Genomic DNA, 24542 nt, shown 5'->3' on the forward strand with positions numbered 1-24542 from the left:
ATATTCTACTTCCCGCCCCTTCAAAGTCAACCGTTATTTTTACCCTTTGTGACAATTTATCACACCGTACATAACGCTAACTTCACACCACATAAAACGCACAAAATATAAACAATTTCATTTGTTTACAGCGGTTAATCCTAAACCCCACCGGCAGATAAACACTGCCCTGTAGCGGTCAGGGAGGCGCATTCTACACCGCACAGAATTAAGGTCAACAGGCTTAGAGGAAAAAGCAGGAAGAATACGCTACGGCGGCTTTAGATATTGCGGCTATCTTCGTCTTCCGCCATGGCGTCATCATTAGCAGGACGTTTCACCAACAGCAAACCCAATAGGATTCCGAGTTCATACAGCAGCCACATTGGCAACGCCAATAAGGTTTGCGAAATAACGTCCGGCGGCGTGAGCAACATACCAATAACAAAACAGCCGACCAGGACGTATGCCCGCTTCTGACGCAGACCCTGAACGGTTGCTGCGCCAGTCCAGATCAACAGCAAGGTAGCAATTGGAATTTCAAATACGATACCAAAAGCAAAAAATAACTTGAGAACGAAGTTAAGATAGCTACTGATATCTGTCATCACCGCAACATTCTCCGGCCCGACACTGGTAAAAAAACCAAATATCAGCGGGAATACTACGAAGTAAGCGAATGCCACCCCCGCATAGAATAAGATAATGCTGGACCCCAGTAACGGAATCGCCATCTTCTTTTCATGCTGGTACAGGCCCGGCGCAATAAAACCCCAGATCTGGTGAAGAATAAACGGTACCGCCAGCAGTATAGAAAGCACCAGCGTCAGCTTAAAGGGCGCGAAAAATGGTGACGTCACATCAGTCGCAATCATACTGGTGCCGGCAGGCAACAACGCAGTCAATGGTTGAGACAGATAGGTATATAGATCATTGGCAAAATAAAACATTGCCAGAAACAGCACAAAGATAATCAGTAAAATGCGCATTAACCGCTGGCGCAACTCAACCAAATGACTGACTAACGGCTGTTCCTGATCCTGCCCTTCATCAGGCATGTCGTGTTCATTTTGACTCATGCTGCTCGTCTTTAGTTGCGGGCTTATCGGTAGCAGAGGCATCGACTGACGGGGCGTGCTGTGCCGCGCCTCGCGTAGCATCAGTCTGAGCAGCTTCACGTTCTACATCGGGGGTTGGCTGAAACGGCTGACGCATTTCATTCAACTCACGTTCAAGCTCATCTTTTTCCATTGATGCCTGACGTCTCAACTCATCCAGGCGTAGCTCTTCGCTGATTTCCGACTGAATGTTGGCAACAGACCGACGAATGCGACCAACCCATAACCCCAGAGTGCGGACCGCCATTGGCAGTTTTTCCGGACCTAGGACAATGAGTGCCACCACTGCGACAATCAGTAGCTCTGTAAAGCCTATATCAAACATGGGGGTGTCTGTTATTTATCAACCGGCTTATCCTGCGACTGAGCGGTTTTATCCGTCGCCTCAAAATCTGCATCTTGTTTGTCTATTGTTTTAGCAGCAACTGTATCCGGTTCTGCTTCATCTTCCTGTTTTTTGTCTTCGTCATTCATGGCTTTTTTAAAGCCTTTAAGCGCGCCACCCAAGTCAGTGCCGATGTTTTTGAACTTTTTGGTGCCAAAAATCAGGATGATAATCACCAAGACTATCAACAACTGCCAAATGCTAATTCCACCCAGTCCCATTCAATCTCTCCTCTGTCACATGGCCGGCAGTCTGCCGCCGCCCAGTATATGAAAATGCATGTGGTAGACCTCCTGCCGGCCACCAGAACCCGTGTTGGTAATGGTGCGAAAGCCTGAGTTCAAACCAGCCTGCGCTGCTATTTCAGGAATACATAGCATGATATGTGCCATTAGATCCGCATCCGCCGGTGTCAGTTCAGCCAAATTGGCAACATGTCGCCGCGGAATGACCAATAAATGTACCGGCGCCTTGGGTGCATGATCCTTAAACGCCAGTATTTGATCATCTGTGTACACCACATCAGCGACGACTTCGCCACGCGCAATGCGGCAAAAAACACAGGCTGACATCCGTTAGGGCTTACTGCGAGAGGCTTTTTCTTCCAGACCGGAAAGGTCGAACCGTCGCGCCAATTCATCCAGCACTGCCTGCGGGTTTTCGCCTAGATGCGATAGTGCCACCAGGCTATGAAACCAGAGATCTGCTGTTTCATAGATCAGATCATGATTATCTCCGCTGTGCTGAGCATCTTTTGCGGCCAAAATAGTCTCGGTGGCTTCTTCGCCCACTTTTTCCAAAATCTTGTTCAGGCCTTTGGCGTGCAGGCTGGCAACATAAGAACTATCAGGTGCCGCATTTTTTCGTTCTTCAAGCACCTCACCCAGGCGCGCTAGTACATCACTCATCGCAATTAATCACTTAGCTGTGTATCAAAGATTGAAGCATAACGGATGCGTTATAGCAGCGCTATCCCATTACTATCCCGGCCGGCGCATCAATATAAACAGCCCTACAGCAGCCATCAGCCAGCTACTCAGCGGCAACTCAGCAAGCCAGTCAAACACTGCTGGCTCTGCCAGAGCGGCTGCTGACAGCACCAGAGCTGCACCCAGCAGGTTGCGATGACGCTGTTTACTTTGTAATGCCTGATAAGCGGCCTGATAGGCCCGCTGATCACGCAGCCGATTATCATCCAGTTGACGTACCTGGGATAACGCATCAAACACCAATTGCGGCATATGCGGCATTTTTTCCAGCCAGTCTGGTGCCTGCTGCTTGATAGCACGATACACACCACGTGGCCCCATCCGCTGTTTCATCCAATCTTCGAGAAACGGTTTGGCGGTTTTCCAAAGATCCAGATCCGGATACAGCTGACGCCCCAGGCCTTCTATATTTAGCAATGTTTTCTGCAGCAAGACCAATTGCGGCTGCACCTCCATATTGAAGCGCCGCGCCGTCTGGAACAGCCCCAATAACACATGCCCGAATGAGATCTCTTTAAGCGGTTTCTCAAAAATGGGTTCACACACACTGCGAATTGCGGTTTCGAAGGCATCAATATTGGTGTTCGGTGGCACCCAACCTGAGTCCACGTGCAGCTGTGCTACCAGTCGGTAATCACGCTTAAAAAATGCTAGGAAATTACGTGCCAAATAGCTTTGATCTTCAGGTGATAACGAACCCACAATACCGAAATCCACAGCAATGTACTGCGGGCTGGAGGGGTTATCCCGGGAGACAAAGATATTCCCCGGATGCATATCCGCATGAAAGAAGCTGTCTCGAAACACCTGAGTAAAAAAGATTTCGACGCCACGCTCGGCCAGCAACTGCATATTGGTATTCTGCGCATTCAGTTGCGCCATATCCGCCACCGGTATGCCATGAATGCGCTCCATGACCAGCACGTTGGTGCGGGTATAATCCCAGTAGATCTCAGGAATATAGAGAATATCGCTACCCGCAAAATTACGGCCTAATTGTGAGCCATTAGCCGCCTCTTTGCGCAGATCCAGCTCGTCAAAAATTGTCTGCTCATACTCGGCAACTACTTCCACCGGCCTCAACCGCCGCCCCTCTTTCCATAGCATCTGTACCAACGATGCCAAACTGTAGAGTAGCGCAACGTCCTTACGAATGGTTCTCTCAATGCCTGGCCGAACGACTTTAACGACAACATCCTGGCCGCTCTTCAACGTCGCCCGATGCACTTGGGCGACAGAAGCCGACGCCAATGGCGATACGTCAAAATCAGCAAATAACTCAGTAACCGGTTGCTGTAGGGCTCTTTCAATCAGCGCTTGCGCCTGCTGACCCGAAAAGGGAGGTACGTCGTCCTGCAGTTTCTTTAATTCATCGGCAATATCATCCGGCAACAAATCCCGCCGGGTGGAAAGCATCTGACCAAATTTTATGAATACCGGGCCCAGATCTTCCAGTGCCAGCCGTAAACGTTCGGCTTGCGGCCTGCGCGCAAAGATAAATAGCCGCCAGGGCAGCAGCCAAAACAACGCACGGGCATACCAGGGCAGTGCCAGCTCCCGGAACAGAGTATCCAGGCGGTAATAAGCAAACACCTGAGCAATTCTCAGGCTACGGGTAATACGTCGCACTAGGGAGAAACCTTGTCTTTATAATCGGGTTGGTCAATTGCCACTGAACGCTGGCTATTATTTCGAACGAATGCAGTTTCGTCCATCGGCTTTTGCCTGATAGAGCGCTTGATCCGCACGGGTAAACAGCGTTTCCTCTGAATCATCCGGTTCTACCTGCGACACACCAAATGACATGGTGACATTGACCGGCTTACCATTGAAGTTAAACGGGCTAGATTCAAGTAACGCGCGCAACTTATCAACCGCCTGCATCGCACCATCGCTTTCCGAGGATGGCAGGATCATGACAAACTCTTCGCCACCAATACGCGCAGCAAAGTCAGTGGTGCGCAATTTGGTTTTAATCAGCTTACCCACCAGCCGTAAAACCTTGTCTCCCGCCAGATGCCCAAAGCTGTCATTGATCCGCTTAAAATGATCAATATCACCAATCACAATTGAAAATGGAACTTTATAGCGCAACCAGCGCTGGAACTCCTGCTCCAGTTGATCCTCATAAGAGGCACGGTTCGGTAATCCAGTGAGAGCATCGGTGCGCGCGCGGGCGCGTTCCGCTTCCATATGTTTTTTAGCCTTACCTGCTTCGCTTTCCAGCAACTGAATCTTACTTGTCAGCGTTTCATTGAGGCGTTCCATTTCATCCGTGCGCGCTTGTTCACGACTCCAGAACGCAGTCATACTCGCTTCCAGGCCGGACAGTTGTTCAGAAATCACCGTTTTCAGCTGGACCAAATCATGGCTTTGCTTAACCGCACAGGTGATCTCAGCTACATTTTGTTTAACCTCAGACTGCAGCAATGACTGACTGTCGGAACCATCCGACTGTATTTTACGATAGGACGCAACACTGATATGCACCTCGGCGAGTCGTTCGCTGATCTCAATCAGATACCGCTCGAATTCATCTCCGGGCCCCTGAGGCAGTTGCAGTATCAATTGCGCGAGTTGGCTGACCCAATTAGGCAGCTCTGGCAGAGACAGGCCTTTATCCAGATGCTGAAGCAGCTGATCCGCTTTAAGTTTACCGGCATCTGAAATAGCAATACGTGTCAGCAGCTGTCTGAACTCATCCCGCACTTGACTTAGCAGACCCGCAACATCGCCCTCCGTCACAAATTGCGGGGCGGGGCTTGCGACCGTTTCGGAGGAGAGTGGCCGGGTTTGCTGTAGCAGGTATTCCACCAGCTCTTCGAGCAATGGCCCAAGCCGTTGCAGGCTTTCTGAAATTTCCGGTAACTTCTGCTCTATCAGCTGCAGACGCTTATGGCTGGCTTTGCCATCCCCTTTCAGCAACTTGAGCCATTTTTCCAGCGCCGCCGCCGCCTGCCGGGCACTGGCACTACGATCCTGGCCATACCGCTGCAACTGCATCTCCAGCGGCTGGATCAAAGTCAGCAGATTGGTATCTGGGCTGGTACCCTGTTGCAGGCAGGCTCGCAGGGCCGCCATCTCTTTATCGAGCTCAGCATCCTCGCCTGCGACAGCGATACCGAGCTGCATCAACAGCTGCCGAAGAACCTGGGCTGACTCTGTTCCTGACTGAGCATTACACTCTAGCTCAAGCGACAAAGCACGATATTTTTCTTTCCAGTCTTCTTGGGAAGCCACTTAGCAGTCCTGACAACTTGAAATGAAGCGCACTAACGCTGACTCTATCTTAGATCAACCAGACTCTAATAAGGAAACAAACCCAATCATTTCATACTCGCTTGGGTCACTTTTGGATCTGGCTTTCTTTCTCGACCAGAAAATTCACCACATCGAGCATCTCTTTCTGACCACCAGCGGTGTCCACCGTGATGCGGTACTTGCCGTTTACTACCATAGAGGGCACACCGGTAATGGCATAACCACGCACCTTGGATTCACCCTGCTTCAGCTTCATGCTCACAGCAAATGAGTTATACATTTTATCAAAAGCCGCTGTATCTACGCCCAGATCACCATACAGAGAACTGATCACTGACTGATTACTCAGCCGTTTGCGCTGGATATGAATAGCATCAAAGGTTGCCTGATGCGTCTTATCCAGCGTTTTCAGCAATTCAGAAGCATAATAGGCCCGCGCATAAGGCTCCCAAGTTTTACTGAATACCACAGGAACCCGGACAAATTTAACCGATTCCGGCTGTTGGCTCTGCCAATGCTCCAGTACCGGCTCAAAATTATTACAGTGGGGGCAGGTGTAACCAAACAGCTCAACCACTTCAACCCGACTCGGGTCCGCAGTTCGTACCGGCTGCGGCAACTTGATGTAATGCACGCCTTCTTTAAATTCTGCCGCCTGTAATGACAGTGGCAACAGCATCACTAATAGACACACGCCCAGTTTTTTAATCATTATCATACTCCTTGAATTTATACTGCCAGCATGGACAGCCCACTACAGCATAAGTTCTGGAAACAGAACATAAAAAAAGCAGCCTAAGCTGCCTTTTTTTAACCGGAGCTGAACTTACTTACTCAGGCCTTGAATATAGCTGGAAACCGCCTTGATTTCGGCATCGCTCAGCTTAGCCGCAATATCGCGCATCATGCCCTGTGGGTCGTTGTTACGCGCATTAACACGGAAGGCTTTCAGCTGTTTTTCGATGTAGGCCGCGTGCTGACCACCCACCGCAGGGAAGCCTGCCTGTGCGTTGCCTTGACCAGTCGGTGCGTGGCAAGCAGTACATGCAGCAACACCCTTGTCAGCAATACCCGCACGGTAAATTTTCTCACCCTGCGCAACCAGATCTTTAGCCGCATGACCAACAGTACCGGTTTTACTGGAGAAGTAAGCCGCGATATCGGCCAGATCCTGATCAGTCAGGTTATCCAGCAGACCCGTCATTTCAACAACCTGACGGCTGCCTGACTTGATATCCTGCATCTGCTTGATCAGGTAACTGTCGTTCTGACCCGCCAGCTTCGGGAAATTAGCAATGGCACTGTTGCCATCTGCTGCGTGACACGCCGCACATACTGCTGATTTTTCTTTCCCTGCAGCTTTGTCACCCGCTGCGTGAGCGACACCAGAGATACCAACGGCAACCAAAAGAGTGATCAGTAGTTTATTCATGACACATCCAGACTCTTTGAAAAGGTAGAATTTTGTAGTCAACCCGTGTGCCATATGGCATGGATTGTTTAAACTTAATAACCAGCGCACTAGGACATTTGCCCGATCGCGGGTAAAATTGGCGGCAATTATAAACTAATATCCACACAAACTGGAACGATAATCTCTTTTCCTTTAGTCGTGTCCCCCACCACCGGTCAAATACAAATGTCAGATAAGCGCCCTCTTCACTACAACAGTGCCCGTTATGCCACCAGTGCCGCGCGGTTTGACCAGTGCCCCACCGATCGTGGTGCCGAAGTCGCATTTGCCGGACGCTCCAACGCCGGCAAATCCAGTGCCATCAATACCCTGACCAATAACAGCAAGCTGGCCCGCACTTCGAAAACCCCTGGCCGCACCCAACTTATCAATTTTTTCGATCTGAACCTTGAAGACACCCGCCTGGTGGACCTGCCCGGCTATGGTTATGCCAAAGTGCCGCTGGAAATGAAGCAACACTGGCAGCGACACCTTGACCATTACTTACAGCAGCGCGAGTGCCTGCAGGGCGTGGTACTGGTCATGGATGTGCGCCATCCGATGAAAGAGTTTGATGAAATGATGGTGCAGTGGTGTCAGGCATCAGGCATGCCACTGCATGTCCTGTTAACCAAAGCAGATAAGCTGAAAAAGGGTCCGGCACAGAGCGCCCTGCTTAAACTGAAAAAGCAGCTGAAAGAAGCCTTGGGTGACAATGTCTCACTACAGCTGTTTTCCGCGTTGAAAAAACAGGGCGTCGAAACTCTGGAACAGCGCCTTAACCAGTGGTTACTGCCACCACAAGAACAACCTGGTGCCAGCGAATCAGAGGGATAAACCAACAACCGGCCAGACCAATACCAGGGGTTATCCTCTGGTCAGTTGTTTGGTCATTAACAACCAATCGCCGCCATGCATACATCCCGGGTAGAGAACGACAGGTAATGCTGCGATCTCGACATACCCCAGGTGTTCGTACAGATCCTTGGCCCGGCGGTTTTCTGATGCCACGATCAGGCTCATTTCCGACACCCCTACCGAACCTGCTTTGGTTTCAGCCTCTCGCATCAGCATCTGCGCAATACCCAACCCCCGATACTGTTCAAAGGTCGCAACCGCATTGATATACCAACTGCCCGGAGCTTCGGCTTCTAACCGCACCAGTGGCCTGACTATGTCCGGATAATTATCAAGACCCTCCGTCGTGAAAGCGTCCGGCTGCGGGTAAGAGACAATCATGCCTTGAACACTTGCTTGCGAAACACAGACCCTGGCATTTCTATAGCTAAATCCGCCCTCTTCCCGGGCAGCGCGCATTGCCCCCACCTCCATCGGGTTCTGACCCGGCGCAGCCATAGCACGCCAGAGGTATGCCGGCATTCTCTCGCCCGCCAGATTCAGCAGTTGGGCTAGATCTGTCGCGTCCTGTTTGGCAGCGCGTTGAATATGCATCAGGTTAACAACCTCGTAGCATCCCGGTATACCCAGCTCTGCACCCTGAGTACACCCTTGCCAGATGGCGTGAAAAAAAGGGGAAGCCCACCATCACTACCTTCACCAAACCAGGCTTATCCAGCTTACTAATAACCTTTACTTGATAGCCCGGGCATGGATGAAATATTCTTAAACAGCTGTACAAAAGCCGCACATGGCGGCTCTTATCTATGCAGTTACTGGGGCGAGCCAGTGTTGCGACAAGCCAACTCGGCTATGCAGACGGAGCTTCAGTGCCGTCCGACTCCTCGACAACGGTACCGCCATTAGTCTCTAAGAAAGCACGCAGGCCATCCTGCACCAGGTCATAGGTTCGATCGACATTAGTGGCAACATCCCCTTCCAGCACCCCCAGTCCAGTCAGAATATCTCTGGCTTCAGTGAAACCTTGTTCAATACCTCCAGAGATTACAGAGACAAACTGGTCAACCAGTTCGGTACCCTCCAGATCTGGGTTTGCCTGCGCATAACGTTCCAGCAACGCGGTACTGAGCGAAACAATCCGTTCTGCGGTCGCCTCAGGTGTAAAATCCGCCCCTGACTCGACGCTGGTCTCTATCGCTCTGGGACCAACATCCTCCGCCAACACTTCATTGATCTGCTCAATCGCGGTCTTCAGTGTCAGTGCCAAAGGCTCATTAGCGGCACTGAACGTGACGTCACCAAAGGTCGCATCAATAATAGCCTGATCCCGCTGCAAATCAGCAGAGGGCTCTGCTTCAGCTACGGACTCCGCCTTACGCAGGGCATTTCGTTCCTGAGCTGCTTGAGATACCGCCTGACCAAACGGTTCACCCTGTACCTTATTCGGCTTAAGCTCCTGATTAACGTACGTACCAAAGTTTCCTGCTTTATCGACGTTCATGCCTGCCACCTGTTTGAGTTCACTATAAATACTATAGTCGACCGAATACGGAAAATAATTGATTAAAATTTATACGGAATGTCACTAAGCGGATGAGTTTCAGTCATAAGGGTAAAAAAAAGCCCTGAGAGAACGGGGGGAAGGGGAACGACATGTTTCTCAGGGCTTTCAATGCATGCTTATTATCATAAGAACCGCAACCACTTATGGCGTAAGAACAGACGCGGCTCTCAAAGTTGAGAACCCACAGTTCGGGAAAAGTTCCCGTTCTGTGGGTAAAATTTAACCGGTTTTAGTACACCCAAAGCCAACGCGTGAATATCGGTGCCGCGTGCTGTGCTTGATCCATGACCACCAGCTGATAACGGCCAGCAGACATGGCAGGTATCGGGCCAATATCGACCCAGTAGGTGGAGTATTTGGCCAGGGAACGTCGCTGTTTCTGCCAAACCACTTCCCCTTGTACGTTTTGCAGGCTGAAATGTAACTCTCTCTGGTGCCGGTTAGCGTACGTCAATGTCAGACGAAGCAAACTGTCTTTGGCAAATACTGATTGATCGCAAGGCTGGTTTTGATACGCCTCAGCAGTCAACCTTGCCGACATAAGCTGTGTTGCATCTATCCATTCCGGTTGACCTGAGAGCGCTGTCAAAATTGCCTCAAATTGTTGCTGCAACGGGGTTAACTCTACCAGATTAAGTCTACCTTCCGCCCATTGCCGCCACAGCTGCTGGTCAATGTGTTGCTGCAATTTGGCCTGATGCAGGTCAGCAATCGCAACCGGCGTTACTAACACCTGCTGGGCTGCCAAAAGTTGCCGATACGCCGCCCCGACTGAGGGCTGCTCCACCGCTGCACTGGTTAGCAGATAAGCCGAAATATCCTGCGCTGTTAGACGCTCAGTGCCTAACGCCAAATTAACTATTGCCGCCTCCTCCAGCCGAAACGGCAGAGAGGCTAACCGCTGCGAGGTTTCATCTTCAATCCAGACCTCAATTTGATAATCTCCGGGACCGGCGTAAATACCATCGCCGTCACCTGCAGGCGCTAGGCTAAAATAGGTCAATGTCGTTGCCCAACCCGTTTTAACCGGACGTACCTTCTCAAACACCAGGTCGCCAGACTTCAGCACCCGATAACGTACCTTATGACCATCTTTTAACCAGAACAGATTAAGTGCAATCCGCCCTGCCCCACCGGTAAATAATCTGCGAGACAGGTCTACCGCTAAACCACTCTGGGTTTTCGAACCCAGCCGATAACCTTTGAGGTATACCTCGTTAAGCGAAGCCAGAGCCTGCTGCTGCATCACTGTCAGGCGGTGTTGCAACTGAACTATCTCCGCCGGCCAGTTTTCCCTGACAAGGCCCGGCAGCTGCTGTGGGTAGACAGTACTTTGGGTATAAGCAGACAACCGGTCGCGGAAGAACCGGGCCCGCAGTCCCATAGGCAGCTCGCTCAGATAAGCATCGCCCTGCGCCACATCAGACTGCGATAACACATGCCGTACATAAGCGTAATCGGTCAAGCTAGCCCGATCCGCTGGCTGCTGTAGCGAGCAGGCCAACCCGATCAACCCAGCCAAATCAGGAGCGGGAATTGCAGCGGCCTGCTGCGGCGCCCGCCACAGAGGCAACAGCAGGGAGTCGGAATCGACATACCGGTGCCAAAAAGTCGCCACATCCAACCCGGCATACTCCTGCAAGGCCGCTTTTAACGCTACTGAACCACTGAACCCCCGATGCCTGGCATAGATCTCTGCCATAAAACCTTCCAGGCTTTTACTGCCGCCGTTCTGCTGCGAAATAGCGTGCGCCAGCAAACGCGTTACCAGAGGAGCCTTGGTATAGTGGATAAATTCCTTGGTCGCGGCATCGTTAATCTGACGCTCCTGAGCCAGGGGAAAATCCAGCGACCCCTGATTGCGAATGACGCCATCGAGGTAACGGCGGTACAACCGCTGCCAACGTTGATCCGCGTTAAATACACCTGCCTGTTCGCCGGCCACCAGCTCGATATAACTGGCCCAACCCTCAAGAAACCAGTGTTCATCCGGCTCAGCGAAGCGCATTCCCCAGGGGGCATACTCATTAATGGGATGCGCTACCCGGTGACCAAACAATTCCCAGTTACGCTGCATCGCGGCCGGGTTATCCGGGACCATTTCGTATGCCATGCCATTGGACCAGACTGCACTCCACACCTTGCGGCCATCTTTAGCGGTGGGATGCCAGACGATCTGATAAGGACCTCCTGCCACTTCATAACCAAACTGCGCATTAAAATAACGGAACAGCCGTAACGAGGTGTCCGTCAGTGACTGGCGTTGAGCCGGCAGCCAGTCGGCATAGGTGTATACCTCAACCTGAGTATCGCCCACCTGCTCTGCATGCAATTCGAAGGGACCGACCGCGGTCAGAGTTTTCCGTAGCGATTTGAAGAGCAGTGAGATATCACCGTAGTCCGACACCCGAAACAGATTCTTATCCCCCACCGGTTGCCAGGGGCTGATCACCCGGTGGTTGCTGGGCAAGCCTGTGGTATCGAACCGAACCAGCACCTGCTGAATATGCGTCTGCTGTTGGGGCAATAGATAAAGTCGGCCATCAAACGCGGCAAAACGCTCATCAAAGTTACCTTGATGGCCGTGGCGACCCAGCCCGCCAATACGCATTTCATAGATCACCCGCAGCCGTTCGCTGTTGGCGCTGGCGGGTGATGTCAGGTAGACATAGGCACCCTCTTGGCGCACCCCGTATTCCTGCCCTTGGTCGTTGACCGCATGCAGGGATAGCAAATCATATTCACCGGCGACACCGCCGTTGAGCACCAGATTGTGCTTGGCATCTGCCACCGGCAGGTCCATTTCCACCCGCATACGTTGCTGTGATGAATCGACAAAGCTGACCTGATAACTCAGGGTATCTTTACTGACGGTTGTATAGGGGTCTACCGGATCACTGCACGCAGACAGTAACCCGCACAATACAACTAACCAACCGCCGTTGAGCAGACGATGTACACCTTCCATGTGAATATATCACTCCTTGATTCAAGCCGGCTTCCTCCCGGATTATGTGCTAATCAGCTTCGCCGATTCTGAACAGCCATGCACTGCTCATGGGACAGACTCAGTGCGCTTGCTCCCAGTTATCACCAATGCCGGCTTCCACCAGCAGCGGTACCGCGAGATCGGCTGCGGCAGCCATTCTTTGACAGACTTCCGCCGCAAAAGCATCTGCCTGCTCGGCTTTCACCTCAAACACCAGTTCGTCATGTACCTGCATGATCATGCGGGCATCAAAGGGCTGACCCTGCAGCCAGGTATCGATCTGCACCATCGCCCGTTTGATAATGTCAGCGGCGGTGCCCTGCATCGGAGCATTGATGGCAGTGCGCTCTGCAGCCTGTCTGCGCATGGCGTTTTTTGCTTTGATTTCGGGCAGATAAAGGCGGCGACCAAACAGCGTTTCCACATAACCCTGTTCACCTGCCTGAGTGCGAATATCATCCATATATCGCTGCACCCCGGGGTAGGTAGCAAAATAATGCTCAATATATTGCGCCGCTTCATTACGCCCAATGCCCAGCTGTTTCGCCAGACCAAACGCCGACATACCGTAGATCAGGCCAAAGTTAATCGCTTTAGCACTCCGGCGCTGGTCACTGCTCACCTCAGACAAGGCAGTCTTAAAGACTTCAGATGCGGTCGCCCGGTGGATATCTTCACCCTGAGAGAACGCCCGCAATAAGCCCTCATCCGCCGACAGGTGCGCCATGATGCGCAGCTCAATCTGAGAATAATCTGCAGCCACCAGTTTGTAACCTTGCGGCGCGACAAAGGCATGCCGGATACGCCGCCCCTCGGTAGTACGCACCGGGATATTCTGCAGATTCGGATCGGTAGAAGACAAACGTCCGGTGGCAGTCACCGCCTGATGATAGGAGGTATGGATGCGGCCAGTGGCAGAACAGATCATCAACGGCAATTTATCGGTATAAGTTGATTTCAGTTTACTCAGACTACGGTGTTCCAGAATCAGCTTGGGTAACGGGTACTCCAACGCCAGTTCCTGCAACACCTCTTCCGCCGTGGAGGGTGCGCCTTTTGGCGTTTTCTTCACCACCGGCAGATTCAGTTCATCGAACAGAATCTCTTGCAACTGCTTGGGTGAGCTGAGGTTGAATTCACGTCCAGCACAGTCAAACGCTTCCCGTTCCAGTTGTACCAGCCGCTCGGCAATCTCGACACTCTGCGCACCCAGCAGAGAGGCATCCACCAGGGCACCGTTGCGTTCGATTTTCGACAGCACCGGAATCAATGGACGTTCAATCTCAGTAAATACGGTCAACAACGCTGCAGTCTGGGCCAGGCGTTGATGAATAGTCTGGTGCAACCGCAGGGTAATGTCCGCATCTTCAGCGGCATAAGGTGCCGCCTGTTCAAGATCAATCTGATTAAACGTCAGCTGCTTTTTGCCTTTACCGGCAATCGTCTCGAAATGGATAGTGCTCTGACCCAGGAAACGCTCGGCCAGTGAGTTCATATCATGCCGTCCCGCTGTGGAGTTGAGGATATAAGACTCCAGCATGGTGTCCCAGGCGACGCCCTGCAGGGTGATACCATAGCGCGCCAGCACATTCATATCGTATTTAATATGCTGACCCACCTTGAGGTGTAGCTCACTTTCCAGCAGTGGGCGCAGTAGCTCGAGCAACCGCTCGCGACTGATCTGCTCAGGCGCACCCATATAATCATGCCCAACCGGCACATAAGCGGCCTTACCCGGTTCGGTGGCAAACGACACGCCAACCAGCTCAGCTTCCATGTAATTCAGGCTGGTGGTTTCGGTATCAAAAGCAAACAGTTCAGCCGCCGCCAACTGCTCCAGCCAAGGCGCCAGATCTGCTTCGGTAAGAATCTGAACATAGCTAACCTCGGCCGGCGCATCAGGCAGCGCTGGATCATCCGTATCAGCAGAAACACTGTCTGCGCTGGCCCCTTCCAGCTCACGGATCCAGCTGCGAAATTCAAACTGTTTAAATAGCTCAATCAGGGCAGCACTGTCCGGGGCAGGCTTAGCAAAGTCATCAATGCTTTCATGCAGTTCGACATCGGTTTTAATCGTGGCCAACAGGTAGGACAACTCTGCGGCTTCGCGATGCTGCTCCAGCTTAGCTGCCATGGTTTTCGCACCCCGAAATCCGAGTTCAGCAATCTTATCCAGATTAGCATACAGGTCTTGGATGCCACCAATGCCCTGCAACAGCGCCAATGCGGTCTTTTCGCCGACACCGGGCACGCCGGGAATATTGTCTACCTTGTCACCCATCAGGGCCAGGAAATCGATGATCAGTTGTGGCGGAATACCAAATTTTTCTTCGACCCCAGCCTCATCCATCAGAGTATCGGTCATGGTATTAATCAGGGTAACGTGTTGGTCCACCAACTGAGCCATATCTTTGTCGCCAGTGGAGATCAACATATCTTTGCCCGCGGCACTGGCCTGACGCGCCAGTGTACCAATGACATCGTCAGCTTCCACGCCCGCTTCAACAATGATCGGCAACCCCATGGCTTTGACGATCTGGTGGATTGGCTCAACCTGACTACGCAGATCATCGGGCATCGGAGGGCGCTGGGCTTTATATTCGGCAAACAATTCATCTCTGAAGGTTTTGCCTTTAGCATCAAACACCACAACCACCGGACTTTGTGGATAATCTTTGATCAATTTGCGCAGCATAGAGGTCACCACCCGAATGGCACCGGTGGGCACACCCTCAGAATTACGCAGGTCGGCCTGTTGCGAAGCAAAAAAAGCACGGTATAAATAGGATGAGCCGTCGACTAGAATAAGAGGTGAGAGGGGTGCAAAACCTTGTTCGCTCATCGGTATTTCCGTGTTGGTGAATTCAGCACCCGATCATAGTCGATTCACTGACCGGTCTAAAGAAATCCGCCTGAATTAAAAAGGAATAGCCATGAAATCGCTGCTCTTAACCGCCTTGCTGCTGGTTGTTGCCCCCCTAAGCCTGGCGGAAGTTGTGCCAGAGCCGGCAGCAAATGAACCCCAGATCACCATCTCTCATGATGGTGACAGCACCTTTTACGAATACCGCATCAACGGCGAGCTGAAAGAGATCAAAGTGGTACCCTCATCCGGCAAACCCTACTATCTGGTGCCAGCACCCGGTGAAGGCGACTTTATCCGCGCCGAGGAGTCCCAGCTATTGATCCCGAAATGGGTTTTGTTCCGCTGGTAACCACAACCCATACTCACAGGTAACACCTTGGCTGTTTATACCTCACTGGATGCCGACGACATTCGCCAGTTTCTAAGCCTCTATGCGCTGGGAGAGCTGGTCGATTTTCGCGGCATTGAAGGCGGCATCGAAAATACCAACTATTTCCTGACCACTCTGCTGGATGGGCAGCAACAGCAGTATGTCCTGACCCTGTTTGAGGAGCTCTCCCAAGATGAATTGCCGTACTTTGTCGAACTCTGTCAGTGGTTAAGCGACCGCCAGATACCCGTGCCATACGCTATCCGTAACCGTCATGGCGTGGGACTGCAACGCCTGAAACAGCGCCCAGCGGTGATTCAGCCCAGGTTCTTCGGCGAGCACCTCAGTCCCGGGCAACTCTCCCCTGCGCACTGCGCCTCGATTGGCCGGGTGCTGGCGCAACTTCATCTCGCCGGTCAGGAATTTTACCTGCAGCGCCAGGCGCATCGGGGCGTGTTCTGGTGGCGCCGGGAAAGCCGTCTGATCATGCCTAAGCTACCCGTTGAAGATCAACGGCTACTTAACGCAGCTGTGGCTGAATTTGATCACCTGCGCGACACCTGCAGTGACCTGCCTCAGGGCACCATTCATGGCGATCTGTTCCATGACAATGTGCTGTTTAACGGCACCGAGATCAGCGCCGTACTGGATCTGTACAACGCCGCCAGCGCCTTCTTACTGTACGACTTGGCAATTGTTGCCAATGACTGGTGTGTCACCGCTAGCGGGCAGGTTGACCCAATACGGGAAACCGCGCTGCTCACCGCCTATGCTAACGTGCGCCCTTTCACCTCCAGCGAATGTACCGCCTGGCCGGTGCTGGCACGCAGTGCCGCCATGCGCTTCTGGCTGTCGCGCCTGATCCCCTGGCTGCAGGATCACAGCGCCCAGAAACTGAAAAACCCGGACGAGATGAAACGTATTCTGATCGACCGGCGTGACCACCCGACCCGTCTGCCCTGAAAACACTGACCTGATCAGGGTTATCGAATGCGCCCCGGCTGGTTATAATCCGACACTCTTTACCTAACCGAGAGCCGCATGGACGTTACCCATATTATCGACAGTCTGAACGATGCCCAGCGTCACGCCGTCACCGCCCCGGTGAAAAACCTGTTGGTACTGGCCGGTGCCGGCTCCGGTAAAACCCGAGTGTTAGTGCATCGCATCGCCTGGTTGATTCAGACCGAAGATATCTCCCCCTACTCCATCATGGCCGTGACCTTTACCAACAAGGCCGCCAGGGAGATGCGCGCCCGGATAGAGCAACTGTTGGGCATTAATCCGCAGGGGATGTGGGTCGGCACCTTTCATGGTCTGGCACACCGCTTGTTGCGAGCTCACTGGAAGGATGCTGGTCTACAGGAAAATTTTCAAATCATGGACAGTGATGACCAGCTGCGCCTGATCAAGCGGCTGGCCAAAGAGCTGAATCTGGACGACAAACGCTGGCCAGCCAAACAGTTCCAGTGGTATATCAATGACAAAAAGGATGAAGGACTGCGGGCGCAGCATGTAGAGGTACACGGCGATGTATTCGACCGGGTGATGCTACAGATGTACCAAGCCTATGAGGAAGCCTGTAATCGCAGTGGCATGATCGACTTTGGCGAGCTGCTGCTACGTTCACTGGAGCTGCTACGGGACCGTAACCCCGCCTTGCTGGAACACTATCAGGACCGTTTTCGCTATCTGCTGGTGGATGAGTTTCAGGACACCAACAGCATTCAGTATGGCTGGTTGCGCCTGCTGTGTGGCAATGACCGCAAATTGATGGCAGTCGGTGATGACGACCAGTCAATCTATGGCTGGCGCGGGGCAAAAATTGAAAATATTCAGAATCTGAACCAGCATTTCCCCGATACTGAAATGATCCGCATGGAGCAGAACTACCGCTCCACCAGCACGATTCTAGAAGCTGCCAACGCCGTCATCCGCCACAACCAGGGACGTCTGGGTAAAGAACTGCATACCGAAGCCGGCCAGGGTGAGACCATATCCCTTTATGCCGCCTTTAATGAACAGGATGAAGCGCGGTTTATCGTCGACCAGATCAGCAAATGGGTGGATCAGGGCAACCTGCGCAGCGAATGCGCCATCCTCTATCGCTCCAACGCCCAATCCCGGGTTATTGAGGAGGCCTTGATTCGCAGCGGCATGCCCTACCGTATCTATGGCGGGCAGCGCTTCTATGACCGACTGGAGATCAAAAACGCACTGGCCTACCTGCGCCTGATGAGTAACCGGGATGATGACAACTCCATGGAGCGCATCATCAATGTGCCTACCCGGGGTATTGGCACCCGCACCATTGAACTATTGCGGGAACACGCCCGCAGTCAGGGCATTACCATGTGGCGGGCAGCCCATGAAGTCCTCGGTCTGCAACGTCTGCCAGCGCGTGCCGCCAATGCCCTGCAAGCCTTTGTCGACCTGATCGAGCAGATGGCAATCGCCACCGAAGATGTGCTGCTGCATGAACAAACCGAACATGTCATTCAGCACTCTGGTCTGATTGAACACCACCAAAAAGAGAAGGGCGAAAAAGCCCAATCGCGCATAGAAAACCTGGAAGAACTGGTCACCGCTGCCAAGCAGTTCAACAGCCAGTGGGATGAATATTTCGATGAGAACTTCAATACCCCGCTAGCCGCATTTCTCGACCAGGCCGCTCTTGATGCCGGCGATGCCCAGGCGGATGAGTTTCAGGACGGCGTGCAGCTGATGACACTGCATTCTGCCAAGGGACTGGAGTTCCCGCAGGTATTCCTGGCGGGAGTAGAAGAGGGTCTGTTCCCGCATAAGATGTCAATTGAGGAACCTGGCCGGCTGGAAGAAGAGCGCCGCCTCTGTTACGTCGGTATCACCCGAGCCATGCAGAAACTGTTTATTACCTATGCCGAATCCCGTCGCCTGCACGGACAGGACAACTACAATCGCCCATCGCGGTTTATTCGTGAGATCCCAGCAGAGTTGATCCAGGAAGTTCGGCTTAATGCCTCTGTCAGCCGCCCCCTTTCCAGCCGCAACACCTCAGGCAGCAGCCTGTTTGCGCAGGATATGGCAACCAGCGACGCTGATACAGGCCTGGCACTGGGTCAGCGTGTGATGCATCAGAAGTTTGGTGAAGGCACGGTGCTCAGCTTTGAGGGCAGCGGCCCTAAAGCGCGCGTGCAGGTCAATTTCGACTACGAAGGCAACAAATGGCTAGTGGTGGGTTTTGCCAATCTGCAACCGGCCTGAGGCCAGAAGCGACTCAGCATAACTCTGTTTTACCTGATGGTGCTGGCAGCCTCAGCACTCATCACCCTAAGCTGAGCTACCACGCTGCGGCTCAGGGCATCCAGGTTATAGCCGCCCTCCAGAGTCGCTACCCATCGACCACCGGCGTAACGCTGCGCGGCATCCATAATCAACTGACTGACCCAACTGAAGTCCGATTCGTCCAGTAATAATTGACCCAGTGGATCATCCCGGTGCGCATCAAAGCCTGCCGATACAAAAATGATCTGCGGCTGATGCTGTTGTAACGCAGGCAGCCAGTCGCGTTCTACCGCTAGGCGAAACTGATCGCCACGGGTTCCCGCCGGAAGCGGTGTATTAACAATATTTGGCCGATCGATATGTACAAAGCGGTCAGGGTAAAACGGATGCTGGAAACTGGAGCAGACCAGTACCTCCGGCCGGTCCTGAAAGGCTTCCACCGTACCGTTGCCATGGTGCACATCAAAATCCAGCACCGCCACCCGCTCCACCGTTTCATCCAGCAATGCCTGCTCCACTGCCAACGCCACATTGTTATAGACACAGAAGCCCATGGCTGAACCCCGCTCAGCATGATGCCCAGGTGGGCGTACCGCACAGAACGCATTATCCACTGCGCCACTCAACACCTGGCACGTCGCTTCAATCGCTGCTCCGGCAGCACGCCGGGCCGCTGCCAGACTATAACGATTAAGCGCCACATCGGCATCGACATAGGCGTGCCCATGATTGGGCGACAACACATCCAGATCCTGCAGGTAAGCCTCAGGATGCACCCGTAGCAGCGCCTCACGGCTGACCTCCGGTGCCTGCAGAAACTGCAGTTGACCTGCCAGCGCCTGCTGAACCGCACGATCAATGCGCTGCAATCGCATAGGGCTTTCCGGGTGGCCCTGACCCATGTCATGGCGGATACACTCCGGATGGCTGATATAAAGCGTCGTCATGCGAGCCTCCTGCGGCACTGTTCTGGCAGTTACAAAACAAGACGAAGCGGAGATACCCGCCCCAGCATTTACTATAGGTGACCTGCTCCGTCGCTGGCTGTCATTTCAGCTCTCGATAAGCGCAAACAGAGCCTGTAACGCAAGCCAGGCGGGCCCTCCTAGGCAGTTCGCGACTGCCGGAACACCTGCGGTGTACACCCTTCCAGGCGGCGAAAAAATTTACTGAAATTGGTACTTTCGCTAAACCCCAAATAAAAACTGATTTCACTCACCGTGGCCTGGCTATGAACCAGCATCCGCTTTGCTTCCAGTGCAATACGCCGGTCAATCACTGCCTTGGCTGAATAACCCTCTGCGCGATAACAGGCGCGGCTCAGGGTACTCTCGGCAAAACCTAATTTAGTGGCATAAAAATGCAGTTGATGACAGGACTGATAATGCTGCTCCAACAAGTCGATAAACATCCGATACGTCTTCCGGGAACGATCCGTCTGCCCCGCGTACTGATGCTGCTGTAACCTGGCCACTCGAATTAACAGGCAAAGCAGCTGATGCCTGATCAGCGCAATATCCAGCTCAGAGCCATTAAACAGCGCGAAGTCTTGACCCAGCGCAGTAACCGCCTGCATGATTTCCACACACACCTCAGCGCTGAGCTCACTATGGTTCGGCCAGTGCGCCAGTGCCAGCCAATCAGCTTCGGCTGCCCACAGCAGTTCTCCGTGGGGCAATGAGGCAGGATCGACTAATATAATTTCCGCCGCCAATGAGGCGTTCAGCTGCCATTCCTGAACCTGTCCGGGCCGGACCAACAATAGACTCCCTGGCCGTAATGAGTAGTCAACAAAGTCGACTTTATGCCTGCCCTGCCCAGCCGTAACCAACATCAGCATGTAGAACTCTACCCGTTCTGGCCCTGATGGTAGCTTGGCTTGCATCTGAGACAACGTCAGCGGTTCCACGCCCAAGGCCGTCAAACGGGCATTATGAAACTGGGTATGGCGGATATTAGCCACCTAACATCTCCCTTAAACGCTCGATTTTGATCACTGTTTGCCGCAATCCAACCTCGTTAAGCCTAGTTATAAATGGACAATAGATCTTAAACATATTTCCCATGACACGAAAATAAGCGTTTTTGATCTTAATCGAGGCCCTATATGAACATCAAAGCCCACGCTCTGGTCACGTCAGCCCTAGTCAGCGTGACATTACTCAGTTCTCTGCCCGCCACTGCGGCGACCGACACAGGTATACAAGACATGAATAAGAAGCAACAGGTCATCGAGCTGCTGAAAAGTATCGAAACCGGCGATCCTGCGCCCGCCGCCTACATCAACCCGGAAAAGTACATCCAGCACAATCTGGCGGTTGGCGATGGTCTGACAGGGTTTGCCGACCTCCTGCAGGCACTGCCACCTGACTCGGCCCGGGTTAATACCCACCGCGTATTTCAAGATGGCGACTATGTTTTCAGCCACACTGAATATGAATTTTTCGGCCCCAAAATCGGCTTTGATATCTTCCGTTTTGAGAATGGACTTATCGTCGAGCACTGGGACAACCTACAGCCCACTCCGACGGAAGCGAACCCCAGCGGCCGCAGTATGCTTGATGGCGATACTGAACTGTCAGACCTGCAACAAACTGATAGCAACAAAGTGCTAGTACGCAACTTTGTTAATGACGTACTGATCAACCAGCAACTGGATAAACTGCCGCAATATATTGATGGCGATCACTACTTACAGCACAACCCGATGATTGGCGATGGCCTTGCCGGGCTAGCAACAGCATTTGCAGCACTGGCAGAGCAAGGCATAACCCTAGAATACCACCAGATGCATATGCTGCTGGGCGAAGGCAACTTTGTGCTCACGGTCAGTGAAGGTAACTATGCTGGTAACCCGACAGCCTATTACGATCTGTTCCGGGTAGCCGATGGCAGAATCGTAGAGCACTGGGATACCATTGAGACAATCCCTCCCCAGTCAGAGTGGCTAAATAACAACGGCAAATTCTAAACCGCAACAAAACATCACCGGGTTTGGCCAAGCCACTCCCAAACCCGGTCATACTTGCTATGATGGCTCAGCCTGTTCCAGATAATTGCATACGAAGGGAACCCATGCTGCACCGATTATGGCTTAGCTTTTTCCTGGCTGCCTTCGCCGCGGCACTGTATCAGTGGTTATGGCTGGATAATGCTGGCATCTTCCAGCAGTTGGTACAGGCCACCTTTGATATGTCGGCACTCACTGTAGAGTTGGCCATTGGCCTGATAGGCACCCTTGCCTTCTGGCTAGGGATGATGAAGCTGGCCGAAGCCTCCGGTCTGGTAGATAAGCTAGCACTGGCGGTCACCCCCCTATTTACCCGGTTAATGCCGGAACTGCCCAAGGGCCATCCGGCGATTGGCTCCATGACCATGAACCTGTCGGCGAATATGCTGGGGTTGGACAATGCCGCGACCCCATTGGGCCTGAAAGCGATGCAGGACCTGCAGCAACTCAACCCGCACAAACACACGGCCAGCAATGCCCAGATTCTATTTCTGGTGCTGAATACCTCATCTGTGACCCTGTTTCCCATCACTATTTTTCTATACCGAGCGCAGCAAGGTGCCGCTGATCCAACCTCGGTGTTTATTCCAATACTGATCGCCACCAGCTGCTCCACCTTGGCAGGTTTGCTGGCGGTCAGTCTGGTACAACGAATCAACCTGCTACAACGCACCGTATTGCTTTATTTAGGTGGCTTTGTCGCCCTGTTACTGGCCTTTATTGGCTACTTTTCCACCCTAGGGGCAGACGAGCTCCAACGCCAGTCCAGTCTCACCGGGAATCTGCTGATTTTCAGTGCCATCATCGGCTTTCTATTGCTGGCCCACTGGCGCAAGGTCAATGTATATGAGCAGTTTATCGAAGGGGCTAAACAGGGTTTTGAGGTCGCCATCACGATTATTCCGTACCTGCTAGCAATGCTGGTAGCGATTGGTGTGCTGCGTGCCAGCGGCGCCCTGGACGGCCTGATCTGGTTATTACGCGAAGGGGTCGCTGCGCTGGGCATGGATACCCGGTTTGCCGATGCACTGCCCACCGCCATTATGAAACCCTTCTCAGGTTCGGGGGCCCGCGCCATGATGCTGGAAACCATGCATAGCCATGGCGTGGATTCCTTCGCCGCCTACCTCGCTTCAGTGATACAGGGATCCACCGAGACCACCTTCTATGTGCTGGCAGTATATTTCGGCGCTGTAGGCATTCGTCATACCCGACATGCCATTGCCTGCGGCCTCACCGCTGACCTAGCCGGCATCATCGCCGCAATCGCTGTGGGCTACTGGTTTTTCGCCTGAAAAAACGCATTTTCATGTCACATTACTGTCATCTTGGCTCCGTATAGTGGCCGCCATTGACGTACTTAAACGAACAAACTGGAGTTCGACATGAAACCAATGAAGAAGATTTTTGCTGCAGTAGCACTGTCTGCTGCATGTGTCACCGCTCAGGCTTCTGATCAGCTGGACCCTAACCTGCCAGTATACGAAAAGGCTTCTGGCGTATCAGGTAACCTGTCCAGCGTAGGCTCTGACACCCTGGCTAACCTGATGACGTTGTGGGCTGAAGAGTTCAAACGTAACTACCCGAATGTAAACGTACAGATCCAGGCTGCCGGTTCTTCTACTGCACCACCAGCGCTGACGGAAGGCACCTCAAACATCGGTCCTATGTCGCGTAAAATGAAGGACAAAGAGATTGAAGCATTCGAGAAAAAATATGGTTACAAACCGACGCCTGTAGCCGTTGCCATCGATGCGCTGGCGGTGTTTGTACACAAAGACAACCCAATTGCTGGCCTGACGATTCCTCAGGTCGACGCTATCTTCTCTTCTACCCGTAAGTGTGGCGCTGCTGAAGATGCTTCTACCTGGGGTCAGGTAGGTGTCACTGGTGCACTGGCCGACAAATCCGTGCAGCTGTTCGGTCGTAACTCAGTATCCGGCACTTACGGTTACTTCAAGAAGAAAGCGCTGTGTAAAGGCGACTTCAAAAACAACGTGAATGAGCAGCCAGGTTCTGCGTCAGTGGTACAGTCTGTGTCCACCACACTGAACGCAATCGGTTACTCCGGTATCGGTTACAAAACTGCCTCTGTACGTGCTCTGCCGCTGACCAAAAAAGCGGGGACTGACTTCGTAGAAGCGACTCCGGAAAACGCTCTGAATGGTACTTACCCACTGGCGCGCTCTCTGTATGTCTACGTCAACAAGAAGCCAGGTCAGGCTCTGTCACCTCTGGATCGAGAGTTCCTGAAGATGGTGATGTCTAAAGTCGGTCAAGAAGTCGTTGTTAAAGATGGCTACATCCCACTGCCAGCCTCTGTGGTTGAAAAGCAGATGAAAGCACTGGGCATGTAACCCTGCAGCACCGGTATTCAGGGGAGCTTCGGCTCCCCTGTTTTGTTTCTGCGTGTTTGTCACAATGCTGTAACAAACA

The 24542-nt window shown here is 52.7% G+C and carries 22 protein-coding genes; 7 read left to right on the plus strand and 15 right to left on the minus strand.

Annotated elements, in window-relative coordinates:
* Positions 1 to 260 precede the first annotated feature (260 nt).
* From tatC to ACFVYJ_RS06220, 9 genes are all read right to left on the minus strand, one after another.
* Complete coding sequence (gene tatC / locus ACFVYJ_RS06180; protein WP_419415998.1) at positions 261 to 1058, minus strand: twin-arginine translocase subunit TatC; 798 nt, start codon at positions 1056 to 1058, stop codon at positions 261 to 263.
* On the minus strand, positions 1045 to 1422 hold the full coding sequence (gene tatB / locus ACFVYJ_RS06185) for a Sec-independent protein translocase protein TatB (protein WP_419415997.1): 378 nt from the start codon (positions 1420 to 1422) through the stop codon (positions 1045 to 1047). The genes tatC and tatB overlap by 14 nt, the downstream gene beginning before the upstream one ends.
* Positions 1423 to 1433: 11 nt before the next feature.
* Complete coding sequence (tatA, locus tag ACFVYJ_RS06190) at positions 1434 to 1703, minus strand: Sec-independent protein translocase subunit TatA (RefSeq protein WP_419415996.1); 270 nt, start codon at positions 1701 to 1703, stop codon at positions 1434 to 1436.
* A 15-nt stretch (positions 1704 to 1718) separates the two neighbouring features.
* Entirely contained in the window at positions 1719 to 2054 is a 336-nt protein-coding gene (locus ACFVYJ_RS06195; RefSeq protein ID WP_419415995.1) for a histidine triad nucleotide-binding protein, read from the minus strand.
* A gap of 3 nt (positions 2055 to 2057) precedes the next feature.
* Positions 2058 to 2390, minus strand: coding sequence for a phosphoribosyl-ATP diphosphatase (locus tag ACFVYJ_RS06200; RefSeq protein ID WP_419415994.1), 333 nt, complete (start codon positions 2388 to 2390; stop codon positions 2058 to 2060).
* 72 nt (positions 2391 to 2462) lie between these two features.
* Positions 2463 to 4100, minus strand: a complete 1638-nt coding sequence (gene ubiB / locus ACFVYJ_RS06205) for a ubiquinone biosynthesis regulatory protein kinase UbiB (RefSeq protein WP_419415993.1) — start codon at positions 4098 to 4100, stop codon at positions 2463 to 2465.
* 57 nt (positions 4101 to 4157) lie between these two features.
* Positions 4158 to 5711: a GGDEF domain-containing protein gene (locus tag ACFVYJ_RS06210; protein ID WP_419415992.1), complete on the minus strand. Its 1554-nt coding sequence runs from the start codon at positions 5709 to 5711 to the stop codon at positions 4158 to 4160.
* A 106-nt stretch (positions 5712 to 5817) separates the two neighbouring features.
* Positions 5818 to 6444 (minus strand): thiol:disulfide interchange protein DsbA/DsbL, encoded by a 627-nt coding sequence (locus ACFVYJ_RS06215; RefSeq protein WP_419415991.1) that lies wholly within the window; start codon positions 6442 to 6444, stop codon positions 5818 to 5820.
* A gap of 114 nt (positions 6445 to 6558) precedes the next feature.
* Complete coding sequence (locus tag ACFVYJ_RS06220) at positions 6559 to 7164, minus strand: c-type cytochrome (RefSeq protein ID WP_419415990.1); 606 nt, start codon at positions 7162 to 7164, stop codon at positions 6559 to 6561.
* Between the two features lie 207 nt (positions 7165 to 7371).
* Between ACFVYJ_RS06220 and yihA the strand changes: the two genes are divergently transcribed.
* Positions 7372 to 8022, plus strand: coding sequence for a ribosome biogenesis GTP-binding protein YihA/YsxC (gene yihA, locus ACFVYJ_RS06225; protein WP_419415989.1), 651 nt, complete (start codon positions 7372 to 7374; stop codon positions 8020 to 8022).
* A 30-nt stretch (positions 8023 to 8052) separates the two neighbouring features.
* Here the strand turns inward: yihA and ACFVYJ_RS06230 are convergent, their stop codons facing one another.
* The 4 genes from ACFVYJ_RS06230 to polA form a co-directional block, all read right to left on the minus strand.
* Positions 8053 to 8637, minus strand: a complete 585-nt coding sequence (locus ACFVYJ_RS06230; protein ID WP_419415988.1) for a GNAT family N-acetyltransferase — start codon at positions 8635 to 8637, stop codon at positions 8053 to 8055.
* Positions 8638 to 8893: 256 nt separating this feature from the next.
* Entirely contained in the window at positions 8894 to 9544 is a 651-nt protein-coding gene (locus tag ACFVYJ_RS06235) for a DUF5610 domain-containing protein (protein WP_419415987.1), read from the minus strand.
* A gap of 292 nt (positions 9545 to 9836) precedes the next feature.
* Positions 9837 to 12575, minus strand: coding sequence for a gluzincin family metallopeptidase (locus tag ACFVYJ_RS06240; protein ID WP_419415986.1), 2739 nt, complete (start codon positions 12573 to 12575; stop codon positions 9837 to 9839).
* Positions 12576 to 12675: 100 nt separating this feature from the next.
* Complete coding sequence (polA, locus tag ACFVYJ_RS06245; RefSeq protein WP_419415985.1) at positions 12676 to 15438, minus strand: DNA polymerase I; 2763 nt, start codon at positions 15436 to 15438, stop codon at positions 12676 to 12678.
* 91 nt (positions 15439 to 15529) lie between these two features.
* Between polA and ACFVYJ_RS06250 the strand changes: the two genes are divergently transcribed.
* The 3 genes from ACFVYJ_RS06250 to uvrD all read left to right on the plus strand — a co-directional run bounded on the left by ACFVYJ_RS06250 (position 15530) and on the right by uvrD (position 19075).
* Positions 15530 to 15811 carry a DUF2782 domain-containing protein gene (locus tag ACFVYJ_RS06250; RefSeq protein ID WP_419415984.1) on the plus strand — a complete coding sequence of 94 codons (282 nt, stop codon included), beginning with the start codon at positions 15530 to 15532 and terminating at the stop codon, positions 15809 to 15811.
* 27 nt (positions 15812 to 15838) lie between these two features.
* Positions 15839 to 16795: a homoserine kinase gene (locus tag ACFVYJ_RS06255; RefSeq protein WP_419415983.1), complete on the plus strand. Its 957-nt coding sequence runs from the start codon at positions 15839 to 15841 to the stop codon at positions 16793 to 16795.
* Between the two features lie 78 nt (positions 16796 to 16873).
* Positions 16874 to 19075: a DNA helicase II gene (uvrD, locus tag ACFVYJ_RS06260; RefSeq protein WP_419415982.1), complete on the plus strand. Its 2202-nt coding sequence runs from the start codon at positions 16874 to 16876 to the stop codon at positions 19073 to 19075.
* A 29-nt stretch (positions 19076 to 19104) separates the two neighbouring features.
* On the opposite strand, the gene ACFVYJ_RS06265 is transcribed toward uvrD, so the two are convergent.
* Positions 19105 to 20043 (minus strand): histone deacetylase family protein, encoded by a 939-nt coding sequence (locus ACFVYJ_RS06265; protein ID WP_419415981.1) that lies wholly within the window; start codon positions 20041 to 20043, stop codon positions 19105 to 19107.
* 158 nt (positions 20044 to 20201) lie between these two features.
* Positions 20202 to 21059, minus strand: a complete 858-nt coding sequence (locus tag ACFVYJ_RS06270; protein ID WP_419415980.1) for an AraC family transcriptional regulator — start codon at positions 21057 to 21059, stop codon at positions 20202 to 20204.
* 144 nt (positions 21060 to 21203) lie between these two features.
* Here ACFVYJ_RS06270 and ACFVYJ_RS06275 point away from each other — a divergent pair, with 144 nt between their 5' ends.
* The 3 genes from ACFVYJ_RS06275 (at position 21204) to ACFVYJ_RS06285 (ending at position 24463) form a co-directional block, all read left to right on the plus strand.
* Positions 21204 to 22067, plus strand: coding sequence for a nuclear transport factor 2 family protein (locus tag ACFVYJ_RS06275; RefSeq protein WP_419415979.1), 864 nt, complete (start codon positions 21204 to 21206; stop codon positions 22065 to 22067).
* 104 nt (positions 22068 to 22171) lie between these two features.
* The gene (locus ACFVYJ_RS06280; RefSeq protein WP_419415978.1) at positions 22172 to 23401 is read left to right on the plus strand and encodes a nucleoside recognition domain-containing protein; all 1230 of its coding nucleotides are present in this window, start codon (positions 22172 to 22174) and stop codon (positions 23399 to 23401) included.
* Positions 23402 to 23491: 90 nt separating this feature from the next.
* The gene (locus ACFVYJ_RS06285) at positions 23492 to 24463 is read left to right on the plus strand and encodes a PstS family phosphate ABC transporter substrate-binding protein (protein WP_419415977.1); all 972 of its coding nucleotides are present in this window, start codon (positions 23492 to 23494) and stop codon (positions 24461 to 24463) included.
* The last annotated feature ends 79 nt before the right edge of the window (positions 24464 to 24542 follow it).

It is taken from the genome of Pontibacter sp. JAM-7 (assembly GCF_048548695.2).
Lineage (GTDB): Bacteria > Pseudomonadota > Gammaproteobacteria > Pseudomonadales > Balneatricaceae > Neptuniibacter.